The 14,076-nt window shown below is 58.6% G+C and carries 14 protein-coding genes; 10 read left to right on the top strand and 4 right to left on the bottom strand.

Annotated features, from left to right (window positions below; translation table 11 throughout):
• The first annotated feature begins 150 nt into the window (after positions 1-150).
• The 5 genes from GM298_RS16490 (at position 151) to GM298_RS16470 (ending at position 5,184) form a co-directional block, all read left to right on the top strand.
• On the top strand, positions 151-1,719 hold the full coding sequence (locus tag GM298_RS16490; protein WP_104557809.1) for an ABC transporter substrate-binding protein: 1,569 nt from the start codon (positions 151-153) through the stop codon (positions 1,717-1,719).
• Positions 1,720-1,817: 98 nt separating this feature from the next.
• Positions 1,818-2,831: an ABC transporter permease gene (locus GM298_RS16485; RefSeq protein ID WP_047957974.1), complete on the top strand. Its 1,014-nt coding sequence runs from the start codon at positions 1,818-1,820 to the stop codon at positions 2,829-2,831.
• Positions 2,831-3,664: an ABC transporter permease gene (locus tag GM298_RS16480; protein WP_095449359.1), complete on the top strand. Its 834-nt coding sequence runs from the start codon at positions 2,831-2,833 to the stop codon at positions 3,662-3,664. Before GM298_RS16485 ends, GM298_RS16480 begins: the two co-directional genes overlap by 1 nt.
• The gene (locus tag GM298_RS16475; protein ID WP_266154587.1) at positions 3,657-4,493 is read left to right on the top strand and encodes an ABC transporter ATP-binding protein; all 837 of its coding nucleotides are present in this window, start codon (positions 3,657-3,659) and stop codon (positions 4,491-4,493) included. The genes GM298_RS16480 and GM298_RS16475 overlap by 8 nt, the downstream gene beginning before the upstream one ends.
• The gene (locus GM298_RS16470; RefSeq protein ID WP_252088068.1) at positions 4,480-5,184 is read left to right on the top strand and encodes an ABC transporter ATP-binding protein; all 705 of its coding nucleotides are present in this window, start codon (positions 4,480-4,482) and stop codon (positions 5,182-5,184) included. The genes GM298_RS16475 and GM298_RS16470 overlap by 14 nt, the downstream gene beginning before the upstream one ends.
• 69 nt (positions 5,185-5,253) lie before the next feature.
• On the opposite strand, the gene GM298_RS16465 is transcribed toward GM298_RS16470, so the two are convergent.
• The 4 genes from GM298_RS16465 to budA all read right to left on the bottom strand — a co-directional run bounded on the left by GM298_RS16465 (position 5,254) and on the right by budA (position 9,129).
• Positions 5,254-5,727, bottom strand: a complete 474-nt coding sequence (locus tag GM298_RS16465; protein ID WP_008499407.1) for a cold-shock protein — start codon at positions 5,725-5,727, stop codon at positions 5,254-5,256.
• Positions 5,728-5,865: 138 nt separating this feature from the next.
• Positions 5,866-6,636: a (S)-acetoin forming diacetyl reductase gene (locus GM298_RS16460; protein WP_023618768.1), complete on the bottom strand. Its 771-nt coding sequence runs from the start codon at positions 6,634-6,636 to the stop codon at positions 5,866-5,868.
• A gap of 20 nt (positions 6,637-6,656) precedes the next feature.
• On the bottom strand, positions 6,657-8,378 hold the full coding sequence (gene alsS, locus GM298_RS16455; RefSeq protein WP_416347239.1) for an acetolactate synthase AlsS: 1,722 nt from the start codon (positions 8,376-8,378) through the stop codon (positions 6,657-6,659).
• Positions 8,350-9,129 carry an acetolactate decarboxylase gene (gene budA / locus GM298_RS16450; protein WP_025759687.1) on the bottom strand — a complete coding sequence of 260 codons (780 nt, stop codon included), beginning with the start codon at positions 9,127-9,129 and terminating at the stop codon, positions 8,350-8,352. The genes alsS and budA overlap by 29 nt, the downstream gene beginning before the upstream one ends.
• Before the next feature lie 105 nt (positions 9,130-9,234).
• Here budA and GM298_RS16445 point away from each other — a divergent pair, with 105 nt between their 5' ends.
• From GM298_RS16445 to glnH, 5 genes are all read left to right on the top strand, one after another.
• Positions 9,235-10,116, top strand: a complete 882-nt coding sequence (locus tag GM298_RS16445) for a LysR family transcriptional regulator (protein ID WP_252088070.1) — start codon at positions 9,235-9,237, stop codon at positions 10,114-10,116.
• Between the two features lie 214 nt (positions 10,117-10,330).
• On the top strand, positions 10,331-11,188 hold the full coding sequence (locus GM298_RS16440; RefSeq protein ID WP_025759689.1) for a MurR/RpiR family transcriptional regulator: 858 nt from the start codon (positions 10,331-10,333) through the stop codon (positions 11,186-11,188).
• A 127-nt stretch (positions 11,189-11,315) separates the two neighbouring features.
• A complete protein-coding gene (locus GM298_RS16435; protein WP_266154581.1) occupies positions 11,316-12,644 on the top strand; it encodes an aspartate aminotransferase family protein in 1,329 nt (442 codons plus the stop codon).
• Positions 12,641-13,195 carry a carboxymuconolactone decarboxylase family protein gene (locus tag GM298_RS16430; protein ID WP_025759692.1) on the top strand — a complete coding sequence of 185 codons (555 nt, stop codon included), beginning with the start codon at positions 12,641-12,643 and terminating at the stop codon, positions 13,193-13,195. The genes GM298_RS16435 and GM298_RS16430 overlap by 4 nt, the downstream gene beginning before the upstream one ends.
• Before the next feature lie 126 nt (positions 13,196-13,321).
• Complete coding sequence (glnH, locus tag GM298_RS16425) at positions 13,322-14,074, top strand: glutamine ABC transporter substrate-binding protein GlnH (protein ID WP_266154580.1); 753 nt, start codon at positions 13,322-13,324, stop codon at positions 14,072-14,074.
• Positions 14,075-14,076: the final 2 nt, after the last annotated feature.

Genomic DNA, 14,076 nt, shown 5'->3' with positions numbered 1-14,076 from the left:
CGGGCGAAAAACAGCGTATGTTAATAGCCCGAACGCATGCATTATTCCTGGAGGGCATAAGCAAAGCAGAATTTCGACTTTGCGTATATCCTTCGCCAGCCTAACGTAGCGGAACATAAAACAAACAATATATTTTCTTCAGGGATCGCTATGACAAAAAAACTGCTGCCTTTACTGGTGCTGGCTACACTCTCCGCTGCGGCTCACGCGGCTACGCCCCCCAATACGCTGGTTGTCGCCCAGGGACTTGATGACATTGTGAGCCTCGACCCGGCCGAAGCCAACGAGCTTTCCAGTATCCAGACCGTGCCCAGCCTGTATCAGCGCCTGGTGCAGCCGGACCGCAACAACCCGGAAAAAATCACCCCGATTCTGGCAGAAAGCTGGCAGGCGGACGCGGCAGCAAAAACCCTGACTATCAAACTCAGGCCCGATGCCAGATTTGCCTCCGGCAACCCGCTGCGTCCGGAAGACGTGATCTTCTCCTATACCCGCGCCGTGACGCTGAACAAATCCCCGGCCTTTATTCTCAACGTGCTGGGCTGGGAGGCGAGCAACATCGCCAGCCAGCTGAAGAAAGTGGATGACCACACCGTGCAGCTGCACTGGACGGCGGACGTCAGCCCTGCCGTGGCGCTCAACATTCTCTCCACGCCGATCGCCTCCATCGTCGATGAGAAGCAGGTTGCGGCGAACGTGAAGGATAACGACTTCGGCAACGCGTGGCTGAAAATGCACTCGGCGGGCAGCGGCGCGTTCAAAATGCGCGTCTACCAGCCGCATCAGGCCATTGTGCTGGAAGCCAATGACTCGGCGCCCGGTGGCGCGCCGAAGCTTAAGAGCATCATCATTAAAAACGTTCCCGATCCGGCTTCCCGCCGCCTGCTGATCCAGCAGGGCGACGCGGACGTGGCGCGCGATCTGGGTGCAGACCAGATCAGCGCGCTCGACGGCAAGCCGGGCGTGAAGGTACTGAGCATCCCGTCTGCGGAGCAGAATTACCTGGTGTTTAACACCGGCAACAGCGCCAACCCGCTGCTGAACAACCCGGCCTTCTGGGAGGCGGCACGCTGGCTGGTGGACTATGACGGCATTACCAAAAACCTGCTGAAAGGCCAGTATTTTGTCCATCAGAGCTTCCTGCCGGTCGGTCTGCCGGGCGCGCTGGAAGATAATCCGTTTAAATTTGATCCGGCGAAAGCGAAAGCCATCCTCGCCAAAGCGGGTATTAAAGACGCCCACTTCACCCTGGACGTGGAGAACAAGCCGCCGTTTATCACCATCGCGCAGTCGATGCAGGCGAGCTTCGCGCAGGGTGGCGTGAAGGTGGATCTGTTGCCCGCCGCCGGGAGCCAGGTGTACGCCCGCGTGCGTGCGAAGCAGCATCAGGCGGCAATTCGTCTGTGGATCCCGGACTACTTTGACGCGCACTCCAACGCCAGCGCTTTCGCGTGGAACGACGGCAAATCCAGCACCGTGGCCGGACTGAACGGCTGGAAAATTCCGGAGTTGAACAAGGCCACGCTGGCGGCGGTGGCCGAGCCTGATCCGGCGAAACGTCTGGATCTGTACAAGAAAATGCAGGAACAGCTGCAGCACAACTCGCCGTACGTGTTCGTCGACCAGGGCAAAACCCAGATCGTGGTGCGCGAAAACGTGAAGGGGTATCAGCAGGGGCTGAACGCGGATATGGTCTGGTACGATCGCGTCACGAAGTAGCCCTTGTTGCCGGGTGGCGCTGCGCTTACCCGGCCTACGTTCTCGGTTTTTGTAGGCCGGGTAAGGCGAAGCCGCCACCCGGCATGAAGAGATTTCCCATGCCACATCTTTCCACCCGCGTGCTTCAGGGTCTGCTGACCCTGCTGCTGACGCTTTTCGGGCTGCTGCTCGTCACCTTTGCGCTTTCGGCGTTTTCCCCGGTCGATCGCGTGCTGCAGATCGTCGGCGATCACGCCAGCCAGTCCACGTACGATCAGGTTCGCCACCAGCTCGGGCTGGATCGGCCTCTTCCCGTGCAGTTCTGGCACTATCTGCAGAGCCTCGCCCACGGTGATTTAGGCACCGCCAGCGCCACCGGACAGCCGGTGCTGCAGGATCTGCTGCACGCTTTTCCCGCCACGCTCGAACTGGCCACCCTGGCGCTGATTATCGGCACCGTGCTCGGCGTGGTTGCCGGGATACTGTGCGCCCGCTACGCCGGTTCGCCGCTCGATTTAGCCATCAGAACGCTCACCCTGCTCGGTAACTCGGTGCCGATTTTCTGGCTCGGGCTGCTGATGCTGGCCCTGTTCTACGCGAAGCTGCAGTGGAGCGCGGGCCCCGGCAGGCTGGACGACATCTGGCAGTTTACCGTGGAGCCGCGCACCGGCTTTGCGCTGATTGATACCTGGCTTTCCGGCGACCGGGAGGCATTTCGTAATGCCGTCAGTCACCTGGTGCTGCCGGTGCTGCTGCTGGCCTACTACTCGCTGGCGAGCATTACCCGCCTGACGCGCTCGGCCTGTCTGAGCGAGATGAACAAAGAGTACATCCTGCTCGCCCGCGCCAAGGGCGCCGGGGAGATGACCATTCTGCTGCGCCACGTGCTGCCGAACATTCGCAGCACCCTGCTGACGGTGATTGCCCTGGCCTATACCAGCATGCTGGAAGGCGCGGTGTTAACGGAAACCGTCTTCTCGTGGCCGGGCATCGGGCGCTATCTCACCACCGCTCTGTTCGCCGGAGACACCACCGCGGTGATGGGCGGCACGCTGCTGATTGGTATCTGTTTTGTACTGATCAATAACCTTACCGACCTGCTTGTGCGGGCAACCGATCCCAGGGTGCGCTGATGCCATTTTATCTTTTCTTACGCCGCCTGCGCCGCTCCCCCGCCGCCTTTTGCGGGCTGGTTGCCATCACGCTGCTGGTGCTGACAGCCCTGTTCGCGCCCTGGCTTGCGCCGGTGGACCCAAACTGGCAGGACGCCGCCGCGCGCCTGCAGGCACCAAACGCTCAGCACTGGCTGGGCACCGACAGCTACGGGCGCGATCTGCTCTCGCGCCTGATTTACGGCACCCGCCCGGCGCTCGGGCTGGTCGCTTTAGTGACCGTTATCACCCTCCCCGCCGGTCTGCTGGTGGGCATATTATCCGGTTACTACGGCGGCTGGCTGGAGCGCATCCTGATGCGATTTACCGACGTGGTGATGTCGATGCCGCGCCTGATCCTCGCCTTCGCGTTTGTGGCGATGCTCGGCCCGGGGCTGGTCAACGGTGCGCTGGCGCTGGCCTTAACCACCTGGCCGGCCTATGCGCGTCAGGCCCGGAGTGAAATTCAGCGCCTGCGCCACAGCGATTACCTGGCCGCCGCGGAGATGATGGGTATTCGCGGCCTGCGCCTGCTGGTCGGCCATATTCTGCCCCTGTGTCTGCCCTCCGCGATTGTGCGCTTAGCGCTGGATCTGGCAGGCATTATTCTGGCCGCCGCTGGGCTTGGCTTCCTCGGCCTCGGTGCACGTCCGCCGATGGCCGAATGGGGAGCGATGATTGCTGACGGCATGCAGGTGATTTTCGACCAGTGGTGGATTGCCGCCATTCCGGGCGCGGCCATTCTGTTTGCCAGCCTGGCCTTTAACCTGCTGGGCGATGGCCTGCGCGACGTACTGGAGCCACAGCATGACTGAACACCGCGTTATCGTCGATGCGCTGAATATCGACTACCCTTCCGCCCGCGTGGTCAACGGCCTGAGCTTTACATTAGGCAACGAGCGACTGGCGCTGGTGGGTGAATCCGGCTCGGGGAAATCCATGTCTGCCCGCGCCCTGATGGGGCTGGTACGCCAGCCGGGCATCGTGCGCGCTAAACAGCTTAACGTGCTGGGCAATGATGTGCTGACCCTGAACAGCCGCCGCTGGCAGGCGCTGCGCGGCAACGGCATTGCGATGGTCCTGCAGGATCCGCGCTATGCGCTTAATCCGGTGAAAAGCGTCGCCGCTCAACTACAAGAGGCACTGACTCTGCATCAGCGTCTGCCCCGTTCACAACGCCTTGAACGTATACACGATATTATCCGCGCCGTCGGGCTCAATGAGCACGTGCTTCAGCGTTATCCCGGCGAACTCTCCGGCGGCATGGGGCAGCGGGTGATGATTGCGATGGCGCTGATCAACAACCCGCAGGTGCTGATTGCCGACGAACCGACGTCTGCGCTGGACGCCCGCCTGCGTAACCAGATCCTCGAGCTGCTGGTGCAGCAGTGCGAAGCGCGACAGATGGCGATGCTGTTAATCAGCCACGACCTGCCGCTGGTGGCGGAGCACTGCGACCGGGTGCTGGTGATGTATCAGGGCGAAAAGGTCGACGAGATGGCGGCACGCCAGCTCCCGCAGGCAACGCATCCGTACACCCGCACCCTGTGGACCTGTCGTCCGAACGCCAGTACCTATGGACAGATGTTGCCGACGCTTGACCGTTCGCAGCCGTGGAAGGAGGCCGGTGATGTCGCTCGTTGAGGTAAATCAGCTCCACGTGAGCTTTGGGGAGAAAACGGCGGTATCCGCCGCCAGCTTTAGCGTCGAAAAAGGGGAAACCTTCAGCCTGATTGGCGAATCCGGCTGCGGGAAATCAACCCTTCTGCGCGTGCTGGCGGGGCTGCAGCGCGAGTGGCGCGGAAGCCTCTCGCTGCTGGGCGACGCGGTTCGGCCAGGGCAGCGTTTTACCGGCCCGCTGCGCCGCAACGTGCAGATGGTGTTTCAGGATCCGTGGGCCTCGCTGCACCCAAACCACACGATTGCACGCACCCTTTCGGAGCCGTTAACAATCCACGGTGAAACGCAGATTGCCCGGAAAGTCGAAGACGCCTTGCTGCAGGTAGGGTTGCCTGCCGATGCGGGTAAACGTTATCCACACCAGCTTTCCGGCGGCCAGCGTCAGCGCGTGGCGATTGCCCGGGCGCTGCTGCTGCGCCCGCAGCTTCTGCTGCTGGATGAACCCACCTCGGCGCTGGATATGTCCGTCCAGGCGGAAATTCTGAACCTGCTCAACCGCTTAAAAGCCAGGCACGAGATGACCTATCTGCTGGTGAGCCACGACGCGGACGTGATTGCCCATATGTCCGACCGGGCGGCGTTTATGGCGCACGGGGAGATCCAGAAGGTGTTTGACCGGGAGGCGATGTTGCGGGGCGAGCACAGGATGGGGTAAACCGTGCGGCGGCGAGTGCCGCACGGATTTCGTAGGCCGGGTAAGGCGTCGCCGCCACCCGGCAACAAATCACTTGAGCAGCTTCACCGTGGCATCGATGTCGATCTCATCTTCGGTGAAGATCAACGTCGTATTCTGGAAGGTGGTGATCGCCAGCTTCTTCACCGTGCGCATTTCGCCCGGCTTTTTGTCGGATTTCGGTTTGATGCTGTTCATCAGCAGCCCGACCGACAGCACCGCATTCTCTTTATCGATTTTGGTATCCACGGGCTCTTCTTCGCTGAACACCACGAAGGATTTGATCGAGGTGAGCTTCACGCGCTCGCCCGCAATATAGAGATGCTTGCTTTCCGGGATCACCTTCACCGCATAGGCGGAAAGACCTTTGTTGTTGGTGGTCGGCTCAAAGGTCACCGCCGCGTCTTTCTTAATCAGATCAGGGTTGGCGACCTTAATCACATGAAAATAGCGGTTGTCGCCGTTTTCATCTTTGATAAATCCAAAGCCTTTATCTTTAAACCACGTCGTGATTGTTCCGTTCATCGCTGTTACCGCCTGTCAGATCGTAATGACTAAAGTTTTGCAGCGCGCAGTGTAATGCACAATGGCGGAGGAGACAAAAAAAAGCCCCTGCACGGGGGCAGGGGAAAACTCATGTCAGAGCTTATTAGTATTGAGTATTTAGTTGAACACCATCCCACCATCAATCAACAGCGACTGGCCGGTCATGTAGTCGGAATCGGGTCCTGCCAGGTATGAGACGCAGGCAGCGACATCTTCCGGTTCGGACAGGCGGCCAAGCGTGATGCGTTTGGCAAAGGTTTCGGTCCCGTAGCCGAGCGGTTTACCCGCTGCCTCGGAGACCTGACGGTCGATCTCCGCCCACATCGGCGTTTTCACGATGCCCGGGCAGTAAGCGTTAACGGTGATCCCCAGCGGCGCGAGATCCCGTGCGGCGGTCTGGGTTAAGCCGCGCACCGCGAACTTGCTGGAACTGTAGACGGCCAGCTCCGGGTTACCGGTGTGGCCCGCCTGGGAGCAGGCGTTAATGATTTTCCCGCCGTGCCCCTCTTTACGAAACGCGTCAATCGCGGCCTGAATGCCCCAGATCACCCCTTTCACGTTAATGTTGTAGACCTTATCGACAATCTCCGGGGTGATGGATTCGATCGGGGTGGACGGCGCGATCCCGGCGTTGTTAACGATCACGTGGAAACCGCCCAGCGCGGTGCGGGCTTTCTCCACCGCGGCAAATACCTGCTCGCGGTCAGAGACATCCACCTTCACGGCGACGGCGTTACCGCCGTTGCGGATGATTTCGTCGGCAACGGCTCTTGCCGTCTCAGCGTTATAGTCGGCGATGGCGACGGCAAAGCCATCTTTCACCAGGCGCAGCGCAATCGCTTTACCAATCCCCTGGCCTGAGCCTGTTACGAGAGCAACTTTTTGCATTTCTCTGTCCTTATCGTGAGTCACAAAATCTGGCTGAGATGGAGCTGGCCCATCAGCAGCGGGTTATCGCTGTAGTCGACGGGAATGGCCACCACGGCCGGGCCATTGACATCCATCGCCGCGCGCAGCGTCGGCTCGAGCGCCTCGGCGCTCTCCACGGCAAAGCCCTTCGCGCCGAAGGCATCGGCATAGGCTTTGAAATCGACCGGGCCGAACTCGACGCCGGAAAGACGCTGGTACTTTTTCTCTTCCTGAATGGCGACCATGTTGTAGCCGTTATCCACCCAGATGATGTGCAGCACGTTGGCTTTAAGACGTACCGCAGTTTCCAGCTCCATGCTCGACTGCAGGAAGCCGCCATCACCGGAGACCGAGACCACCTTGCGCCCCGGGTTGACCAGCCACGCACCAATGGCCCACGGCAGCGCGACGCCCATGGTCTGCTGACCGTTGGAGATCATCACCTGACGCGCCCGGAAGCTGTAGAGGTAGCGGGCGATCCAGATGTGGAAGCTGCCCATATCCACGGTGAGCGTGACGTCGTTATTGACGATGTCCTGCATGGCGCGAACGATGCGCAGCGGATGCAGGGCAAACTGGTTGAGGGACGCGCCACGGCGATCGAGCAGATCGCGCTGATGCTGGCGGTCGACCAGGATCTCTGAGGCTCGCTGGCTCAGCTCCAGCTTGTGATCGATGCGGTTCGCGAGCAGATTCAGGGTTTCGGCGATGTCCCCCACCAGCTCCAGATCCGGCACGTAGTTACGCTCTTCATAGGCGGGCAGCACATCAATGTGCACCAGCGTGGCATCACCGCTGTTCCACATCGACGGCTCGTATTCCACCGGGCTGTAGCCGATGCAGATAATCAGGTCCGCCAGATGGAGCAGCCTGTCGCCCGCCTGGTTATTGAACAGACCGACGCGTCCGGCGAAGCGGGTAAAGTGCTCCTGGTTCACCGCCCCGGCGGCCTGATAGGTGCTGGTGACCGGAATACGGCTTTTCTCCAGCAGCTTGCGCAGCGCGGCGCTGTTGGCCGGCTGGCTCGCCATCAGGCCCAGCAGGATGACCGGGTTTTTGGCCTTTTCGATAAGCTTCGCCACGTCGTTAATGGCGGACTCCGGCGCCGGGCCCATCAGCGCCGGGCCGCTGGCAGGTAAAATCGCCCCGGTAGCGGGCTGGTCGACAATATCCTGCGGCAGGCTGACGAACGCGCCCCCCGGCCTGCCGTGCTCGGCGGCGCGAAACGCGTTCGATACCACTTCGGCAATCGCATCCGGTGAACTGACTTCCACCGCGTATTTGGTGACCGGGCTGAACATGGCGACGGTGTCCATGCTCTGGTGCACCAGCTTGGCTTTATCCGCCCGCTTCACCGCCCCGCCCAGCGCCACCACCGGGTCGCCTTCGCTGTTGGCGGTGGCAATGCCGGTGATCAGGTTCGAGCAGCCCGGCCCGGAGGTGACCAGTGCCACCCCGGCTTTACCGGTCAACCGGCCTACTGCCGCCGCCATAAACGCCGCGTTGGCCTCGTGACGCACCGGGATGATTTCAATGGACGAGTCCAGCAGGGAATCAAAGACTTTGTCGATTTTCGCACCCGGGATCCCGAACACCTGCTTCACGCCCTGCGCTTCCAGTTGGCCGACAACCAAATCGGCGCCGTGCGCCCACTGACGTGACTGTTTCTCACTGTTCACGGTAGTTCTCCTGTTAGTTTTCGACGGAACGGATCGCGGCATCGAGGTCGCTGGGGTGCAGGTTGGCCTGTAAAAACGCGCTGTCGGCGGGCAGGTCAATCATCAGCTTGTGAATTTCACCGAAGGTGAGCACGCCGCTCTCCAGCTGGTAGTCGAGCAGATGGCCTCCGCCCTGGCGGTCGTCGGTGATGAAATGTTCGTGGTAACCCGCCACGTTGATCCCCTGCATATGCTGCGGCGTGCGGAACCCGACCAGCACCCCTTCGCGCTGGTTGAAGCGGAACACCGGCTGGTCGTCCAGCACGTCGGTCATCGCGCGGTACGGCGGCGTCTGGCGCGGTACGGTGCGGGTGTGGGCGTGGCGGAAGTTGCCGTCGATACGCAGGGCGCAGAACAGGTTATCGGAGGGGATCTGTTGGTCGATCACGTCGTGGATCTGCTGACGGCTGACCGGCCCCTCAAAGGTTTTGCGATACTGCGGCTGGAACCAGGTCATTACCGCGAACGGCGTTTTCTGCTCTGGCTTCGCGGCCCGGGCGCTGCCGTCGGCGCGCAGCTGATACACCTGGCTGCTGAAGGCAATCATTTCGCCGTCCAGCTCGTTGAAGGTACCCAGACCAAAATCACCGTGCGCCAGCAGATCGGCAATGGTGGTCTCCCCCTCATACACGCCGCTCAGCAGGGCGCTCATTAGCGATGTCTGATAGATCACGCTGTCAGGATGCCGGGCGGAGAACCCGCGCAGGGTCTCGCACAAGCTGGCCTCACAGTCGCAGGCAGATGAATGCATCATCATGCTCGTCCTCTTCAACTTTATTTAGAAAGGTTAAATAAATGTTGACCCGATTCAGCAGAGAGTTCCAATATAGAATCCATGGTGGTTTGAGACGTTTTTGATATGGAACTTCGTTATCTGCGGTATTTTGTCGCGGTTGCACGCGAGCGACACTTCACCAGGGCGGCCGAAGCGCTGGGTATTTCACAGCCTCCTCTGAGTCAGCAGATCAAACGGCTCGAAGAGGAAGTGGGCACGCCGCTGTTCAGACGCCTGACGCGGGGCGTGGAGCTGACCGAGGCGGGAGAAGCCTTCTACGAGGACGCCTGTAAGATTCTGGCGCTGAGCGACGCCGCACTGGAGAAAGCCCGCGGCATCGCCCGCGGGCTGAACGGCAATCTGTCGATTGGCATCACCAGCTCCGACGCTTTTCATCCCAAAATTTTTGCCCTGATTCGCCAGTATCAGGTGCAGAACATGGCGGTGCAGGTTCACCAGGTGGAAGCCAATATGTCGTCGCTGACGACGATGCTGGCGGAGGGTGAACTGGATATCGCCTTCGTGCGCCTGCCGTGCGAGAGCAGCAAGGCGTTCGAGTTAACAATCCTCGACCGGGAGCCGATGGTGGTGGCGCTGCATCGCGACCATCCGCTGGCGACGTGCGGCGATCTGGCGCTAGACCAGTTGCGTGATACGCCGGTGGTGCTGTTCCCGCAGGAGGTCGCGCCCGGCCTGTACGACCGGGTTCACGGCTGTTGCGAGCGGGCCGGGATTGACGTGCAGCACGCGCTGCAGTCGTCACAGCTTTCATCCTCCCTGAGCATGGTTTCCGCGGGTGGCGGCTTCGCGCTGGTGCCGAAATCCATGGCGGCCATTTCTCCGCCGAATGTCACCTACCACGCGCTGAGCTCGCCGGAGCTTTATACCGATATCGCGCTCTGCTGGCGGCGCTTTGAACGCTCGCGGACGGTGAAGCGGTTTCTGGCGATGATGAGCGAGGGATAGCGGCCAGATTGGTTGGTGGTTTTTGTAGGCCGGGTAAGGCGTAGCCGCCACCCGGCAATGCCCTTCAGGGAGCACAACAACAGGGTTACAATACTGTTATCGAATGCTAAGGTAGATGCCCTTCTGTCTTTCGAAACCCCTGATGTAATGGAAAAGCCCCTGTCCCGTCCACTGACGCCAGCAACGCTAACCGTAAAGAGCGTAAATAGTAGCTATGAATCCAAGGGAAAATATTGTTAATACATTCAGAGAATTGTCTGCCGAATTACAGCGCGCTGCCGAGTTCTCACTACAGAATACCAATCAACTGGTCGTGCTATCGATGCGCGCCTTCGCCGCTGAAGCCGGTGTAAAACCCGCTACGTTGTTACGACTGGCGCAGCGATTAGGGTACAACGGCTGGGGGGAACTTAAGGACGCTTTCATTGATGAGCTTGGACTGCGTAATGATACATATGTCTCCAAAGCCGAGAAACTGATCGCCAAAGGCACTCAACCCCAGCTGTATGAAGAGGTGTTTCAGGCACATCAGGCCAATCTGGCGTTTACACAAAATGAAAACCATCAGGCCATGGAGCAAGCGGTATCGCTGCTGGACGCGGCGGAGAATGTCTACATTTGCGGCTTCCGTGCCAGCTTTCCTATTGCCTGGTCGCTGTTTTATGTCTATCGATTGTTCAATCGGCAGGTGTCGCTCATTGATGGTCTGGCGAGCAACATCGAGGTGTTCACCCGCGAATTAACAGCACAGGATTGCCTGTTACTCACCAGTTTTGCGCCCTATTCGCGCGAGTCGCTGGATGTTTTACGCGCGGCCCAGCAGGCGGGCGCGACGATTGTCGCCATCACGGATTCTCCCGTCTCACCATTAGCACAGGCTGCCGATTGCACGCTGCTGTTCTCCACAGACAGCCCGTCGTTTTTCCCTTCCGTGGTTTCGGGCATGGGGCTGGCCGAGTGTTTACTGGCGATGCTGGTGGCTCGCCATGGTCGGGATGCGGTGAGTAAAATCGAAAATGCTGAACGCTATCTCATCGACTCGGGTGCGTATGTCGTGCCCCGGAAACCCTGAAAAATGATTCATTTGCCTCCGGCATAAGAAAAGAGAATGCATTTGAATCCAAATAACGTTGACGTGATACAAATGAATCCTGCAAGATGCGCTTTATTAACACAGCGTATTCAGGAGCAGGACCAGCATGAGCCATATTATTCACCGCAGCCTACGCAGCACGCCCGCCGTCGCGGCGCGTGCGCAAGGGGCGTACATTTTTGATGCACAGGGAAAGCAGTATCTGGATGCCTGCGGTGGCGCCGCCGTTTCCTGTTTAGGTCATGCGCATCCTGATGTGCTGGCGGCAATGCATCGCCAGATCGATCAACTGGCCTATGCCCACACCAGTTTTTTTACCAGTGACACCGTTGAACAACTTGCTGAACAGCTGACGCGCACGGCGCCTGGCGATCTTAACTACGCCTATTTCGTTTCGGGCGGTTCGGAAGCAGTCGAAACCGCACTCAAGCTGGCGCGTCAGTATTTTGTTGAGCTCGGCCAGCCGTCGCGCACCAAATTTATCGCCCGTAAACAGAGCTATCATGGCAATACCCTTGGGGCACTCGCGGTGGGAGGCAATGAATGGCGTCGCCGTCAGTTTGCTCCCCTGTTAATCGACGTTATCCGTGTTTCGGCCTGCAATGAGTATCGCGACCGCCGCGCTGACGAAACCCAGCAGCAATATACCACGCGTTTGCTGAACGAACTGGAGCACGCCATTCTTGAGGCCGGTCCGGAGACCATTATTGGTTTCTGCGCAGAAACCGTGGTGGGGGCCACCACCGGCGCCACTCCCCCTACTCCCGGCTATCTTAAAGGGGTACGCAACCTGTGCGATAAATACGGCATTCTCTACATCGCGGATGAAGTCATGTGTGGCATGGGACGCACCGGTACGCTGCATGCGTTTGAACAGGATGATGTGGTGCCGGATTTGGTGACCATCGCGAAGGGACTGGGGGGCGGCTATCAGCCGATTGGTGCAGTATTAGCAAGCGAGAAGATTGTCTCAGCGCTGCAAACCGGCAGCGGTCTGTTCCAGCACGGACACACCTACATTTGTCACGCGACTGCCGCTTCCTCAGCCCTGGCGGTGCAGCAGGTGATTGAGCGCGATAATTTGCTCCAGGCGGTCAGGCAACAGGGTGATTACCTGCACAACGCATTGCGTGAAGTGCTGGGGGAATTACCCCACGTCGGTGATACGCGTGGACGCGGCTTGTTTGCGGGTGTTGAGCTGGTCCGTGATAAAGGCAATAAAACTCCCTTCGATCCTGCCCTGAAACTGCATGCGGCGATCAAAGCAAACTGTATGTCACGCGGGCTGATGGTCTATCCGATGGGGGGAACCATTGACGGGCAGTATGGCGACCATATTTTGATCGCCCCACCGTTTATTATCACCCCAGCCCAGCTTGATTTTGTGGTGGACACGCTGAACACCGTGATTCGCGAAGAGACGAGTAAATTATGATCAATCGTTTACCGCCCCTGGCGGAGCATGAGTGGGACGATCGGCAGCGTTCCTTAGCCGAAGAGATCATCAATGGGCCACGCGGTGCCCTGCTGCCTCCCTTCGAGCCGCTGCTGCGCAGTCCTGAGCTGATGGCGCATGCACAACGCATGGGGGAATATCTGCGTTATCGCAGTGCCCTGGGACAGCGTTTGTCGGAGCTGGCGATTTTAATGACCGCACGGCACTGGTCGCAGCCTGTGGAATGGGCAATTCATGCGCCAATAGCTCGCGAGAAAGGCATCTCTGCGGCAGCGGTGCAGGCGATTAATGAAAAACGTCTTCCTGAAGATCTGCAACCGGATGAATGGGTAATTTATCACTTCTGCAAGGAGTTACAGGAGCAGCAGAAGGTCAGCGATGCCACCTGGCAGCAGGCTGTCGCGCTGTGGGGCGAAAAAGGCGTGGTGGATCTGATCGGAATCACGGGTTATTACAGTTTTCTCTCAATGGTAATGAACGGCGCGCAGACGCCGGTACCCGACACGCGGGATGAGATTATTCCCGCATAAGCTATCGTTTTAACGTTGGCGCATGAAAGTGCGCCCTGCCTGTCACTATTTTTATTTCCCACTCCGTCGATTTTATTTCGCCGGATGATATTCATGCACGCTGTTTCACTGACGCCGAGGGTTATTATGTCTGGATTACTGACCAAATTAAAAGTTACGTTAGCGCTGGTCGCTTGTTCCGCCAGTTTTGTGGCAGGCGCGCAGGATAAATTAACGGTTGGAGTTGATACCGCTTTTGTACCCTTTGAATTTAAACAAGGCGATAAATATGTCGGTTTTGATATAGATTTGTGGGATGCCATTGCCAAAAAGATGAATGTCAGCTACGAATTGCGCCCAATGGATTTCGGCGGACTGATTCCCGGTTTGCAATCACGTAATCTCGATGTTGCAATGGCGGGGATTACTATAACCGACGCGCGTAAACAGGTTGTTGATTTCAGCGAGGGTTATTATGATGCTGATTTATTAATGGCGGTTAAAAGCAGCGATAATACCATTGCTAAATTCAGCGATTTAGCGGGTAAGAAAGTGGGACTGAAGCAGGGAACAGCGGCGGCCAGTTTTATGAAAAGTAAATATAAGGCGAATTATGTCGAGTTCCCGAATATCGATAACGCCTATCTTGATTTGCAGGCAGGTAATCTTGATGCCGTGGTACATGACTCACCCAACGTGCTCTATTACGTCAAAACGGCAGGTGATGGCAAAGTGAAATCTACCGGCGAGACCGACAGCATTCTGCCGCAGCACTACGGCTTTGCGATGCAGAAAAACAGCCCCCTGACGCCAAAGATCAACGCTGCACTGGAGGCCTTACGCGCGGATGGAACCTATAGCAAGATCTACGTGAAGTGGTTTGCGAAACAGCCAAAATAATC

This window comes from Enterobacter sp. HSTU-ASh6 (genome assembly GCF_026319105.1).
Taxonomy (GTDB): Bacteria; Pseudomonadota; Gammaproteobacteria; order Enterobacterales; family Enterobacteriaceae; genus Enterobacter; species Enterobacter sichuanensis.
This window is presented reverse-complemented; position numbering and strand designations above follow the sequence as displayed.

Excerpts from the sequence above, each read along its gene's own strand:
- GM298_RS16470 (WP_252088068.1), top strand. The coding sequence starts at position 4,480 with ATGTCGCTCGTTGAGGTAAATCAGCTCCACGTGAGCTTTGGGGAGAAA.
- glnH (WP_266154580.1), top strand. The coding sequence starts at position 13,322 with ATGTCTGGATTACTGACCAAATTAAAAGTTACGTTAGCGCTGGTCGCT.
- GM298_RS16480 (WP_095449359.1), top strand. The coding sequence starts at position 2,831 with ATGCCATTTTATCTTTTCTTACGCCGCCTGCGCCGCTCCCCCGCCGCC.
- GM298_RS16430 (WP_025759692.1), top strand. The coding sequence starts at position 12,641 with ATGATCAATCGTTTACCGCCCCTGGCGGAGCATGAGTGGGACGATCGG.
- GM298_RS16435 (WP_266154581.1), top strand. The coding sequence starts at position 11,316 with ATGAGCCATATTATTCACCGCAGCCTACGCAGCACGCCCGCCGTCGCG.
- budA (WP_025759687.1), bottom strand. The coding sequence starts at position 9,129 with ATGATGCATTCATCTGCCTGCGACTGTGAGGCCAGCTTGTGCGAGACC.
- GM298_RS16445 (WP_252088070.1), top strand. The coding sequence starts at position 9,235 with ATGGAACTTCGTTATCTGCGGTATTTTGTCGCGGTTGCACGCGAGCGA.
- GM298_RS16460 (WP_023618768.1), bottom strand. The coding sequence starts at position 6,636 with ATGCAAAAAGTTGCTCTCGTAACAGGCTCAGGCCAGGGGATTGGTAAA.
- GM298_RS16440 (WP_025759689.1), top strand. The coding sequence starts at position 10,331 with ATGAATCCAAGGGAAAATATTGTTAATACATTCAGAGAATTGTCTGCC.
- GM298_RS16475 (WP_266154587.1), top strand. The coding sequence starts at position 3,657 with ATGACTGAACACCGCGTTATCGTCGATGCGCTGAATATCGACTACCCT.
- GM298_RS16465 (WP_008499407.1), bottom strand. The coding sequence starts at position 5,727 with ATGAACGGAACAATCACGACGTGGTTTAAAGATAAAGGCTTTGGATTT.
- GM298_RS16485 (WP_047957974.1), top strand. The coding sequence starts at position 1,818 with ATGCCACATCTTTCCACCCGCGTGCTTCAGGGTCTGCTGACCCTGCTG.
- alsS (WP_416347239.1), bottom strand. The coding sequence starts at position 8,378 with ATGCCGCGATCCGTTCCGTCGAAAACTAACAGGAGAACTACCGTGAAC.
- GM298_RS16490 (WP_104557809.1), top strand. The coding sequence starts at position 151 with ATGACAAAAAAACTGCTGCCTTTACTGGTGCTGGCTACACTCTCCGCT.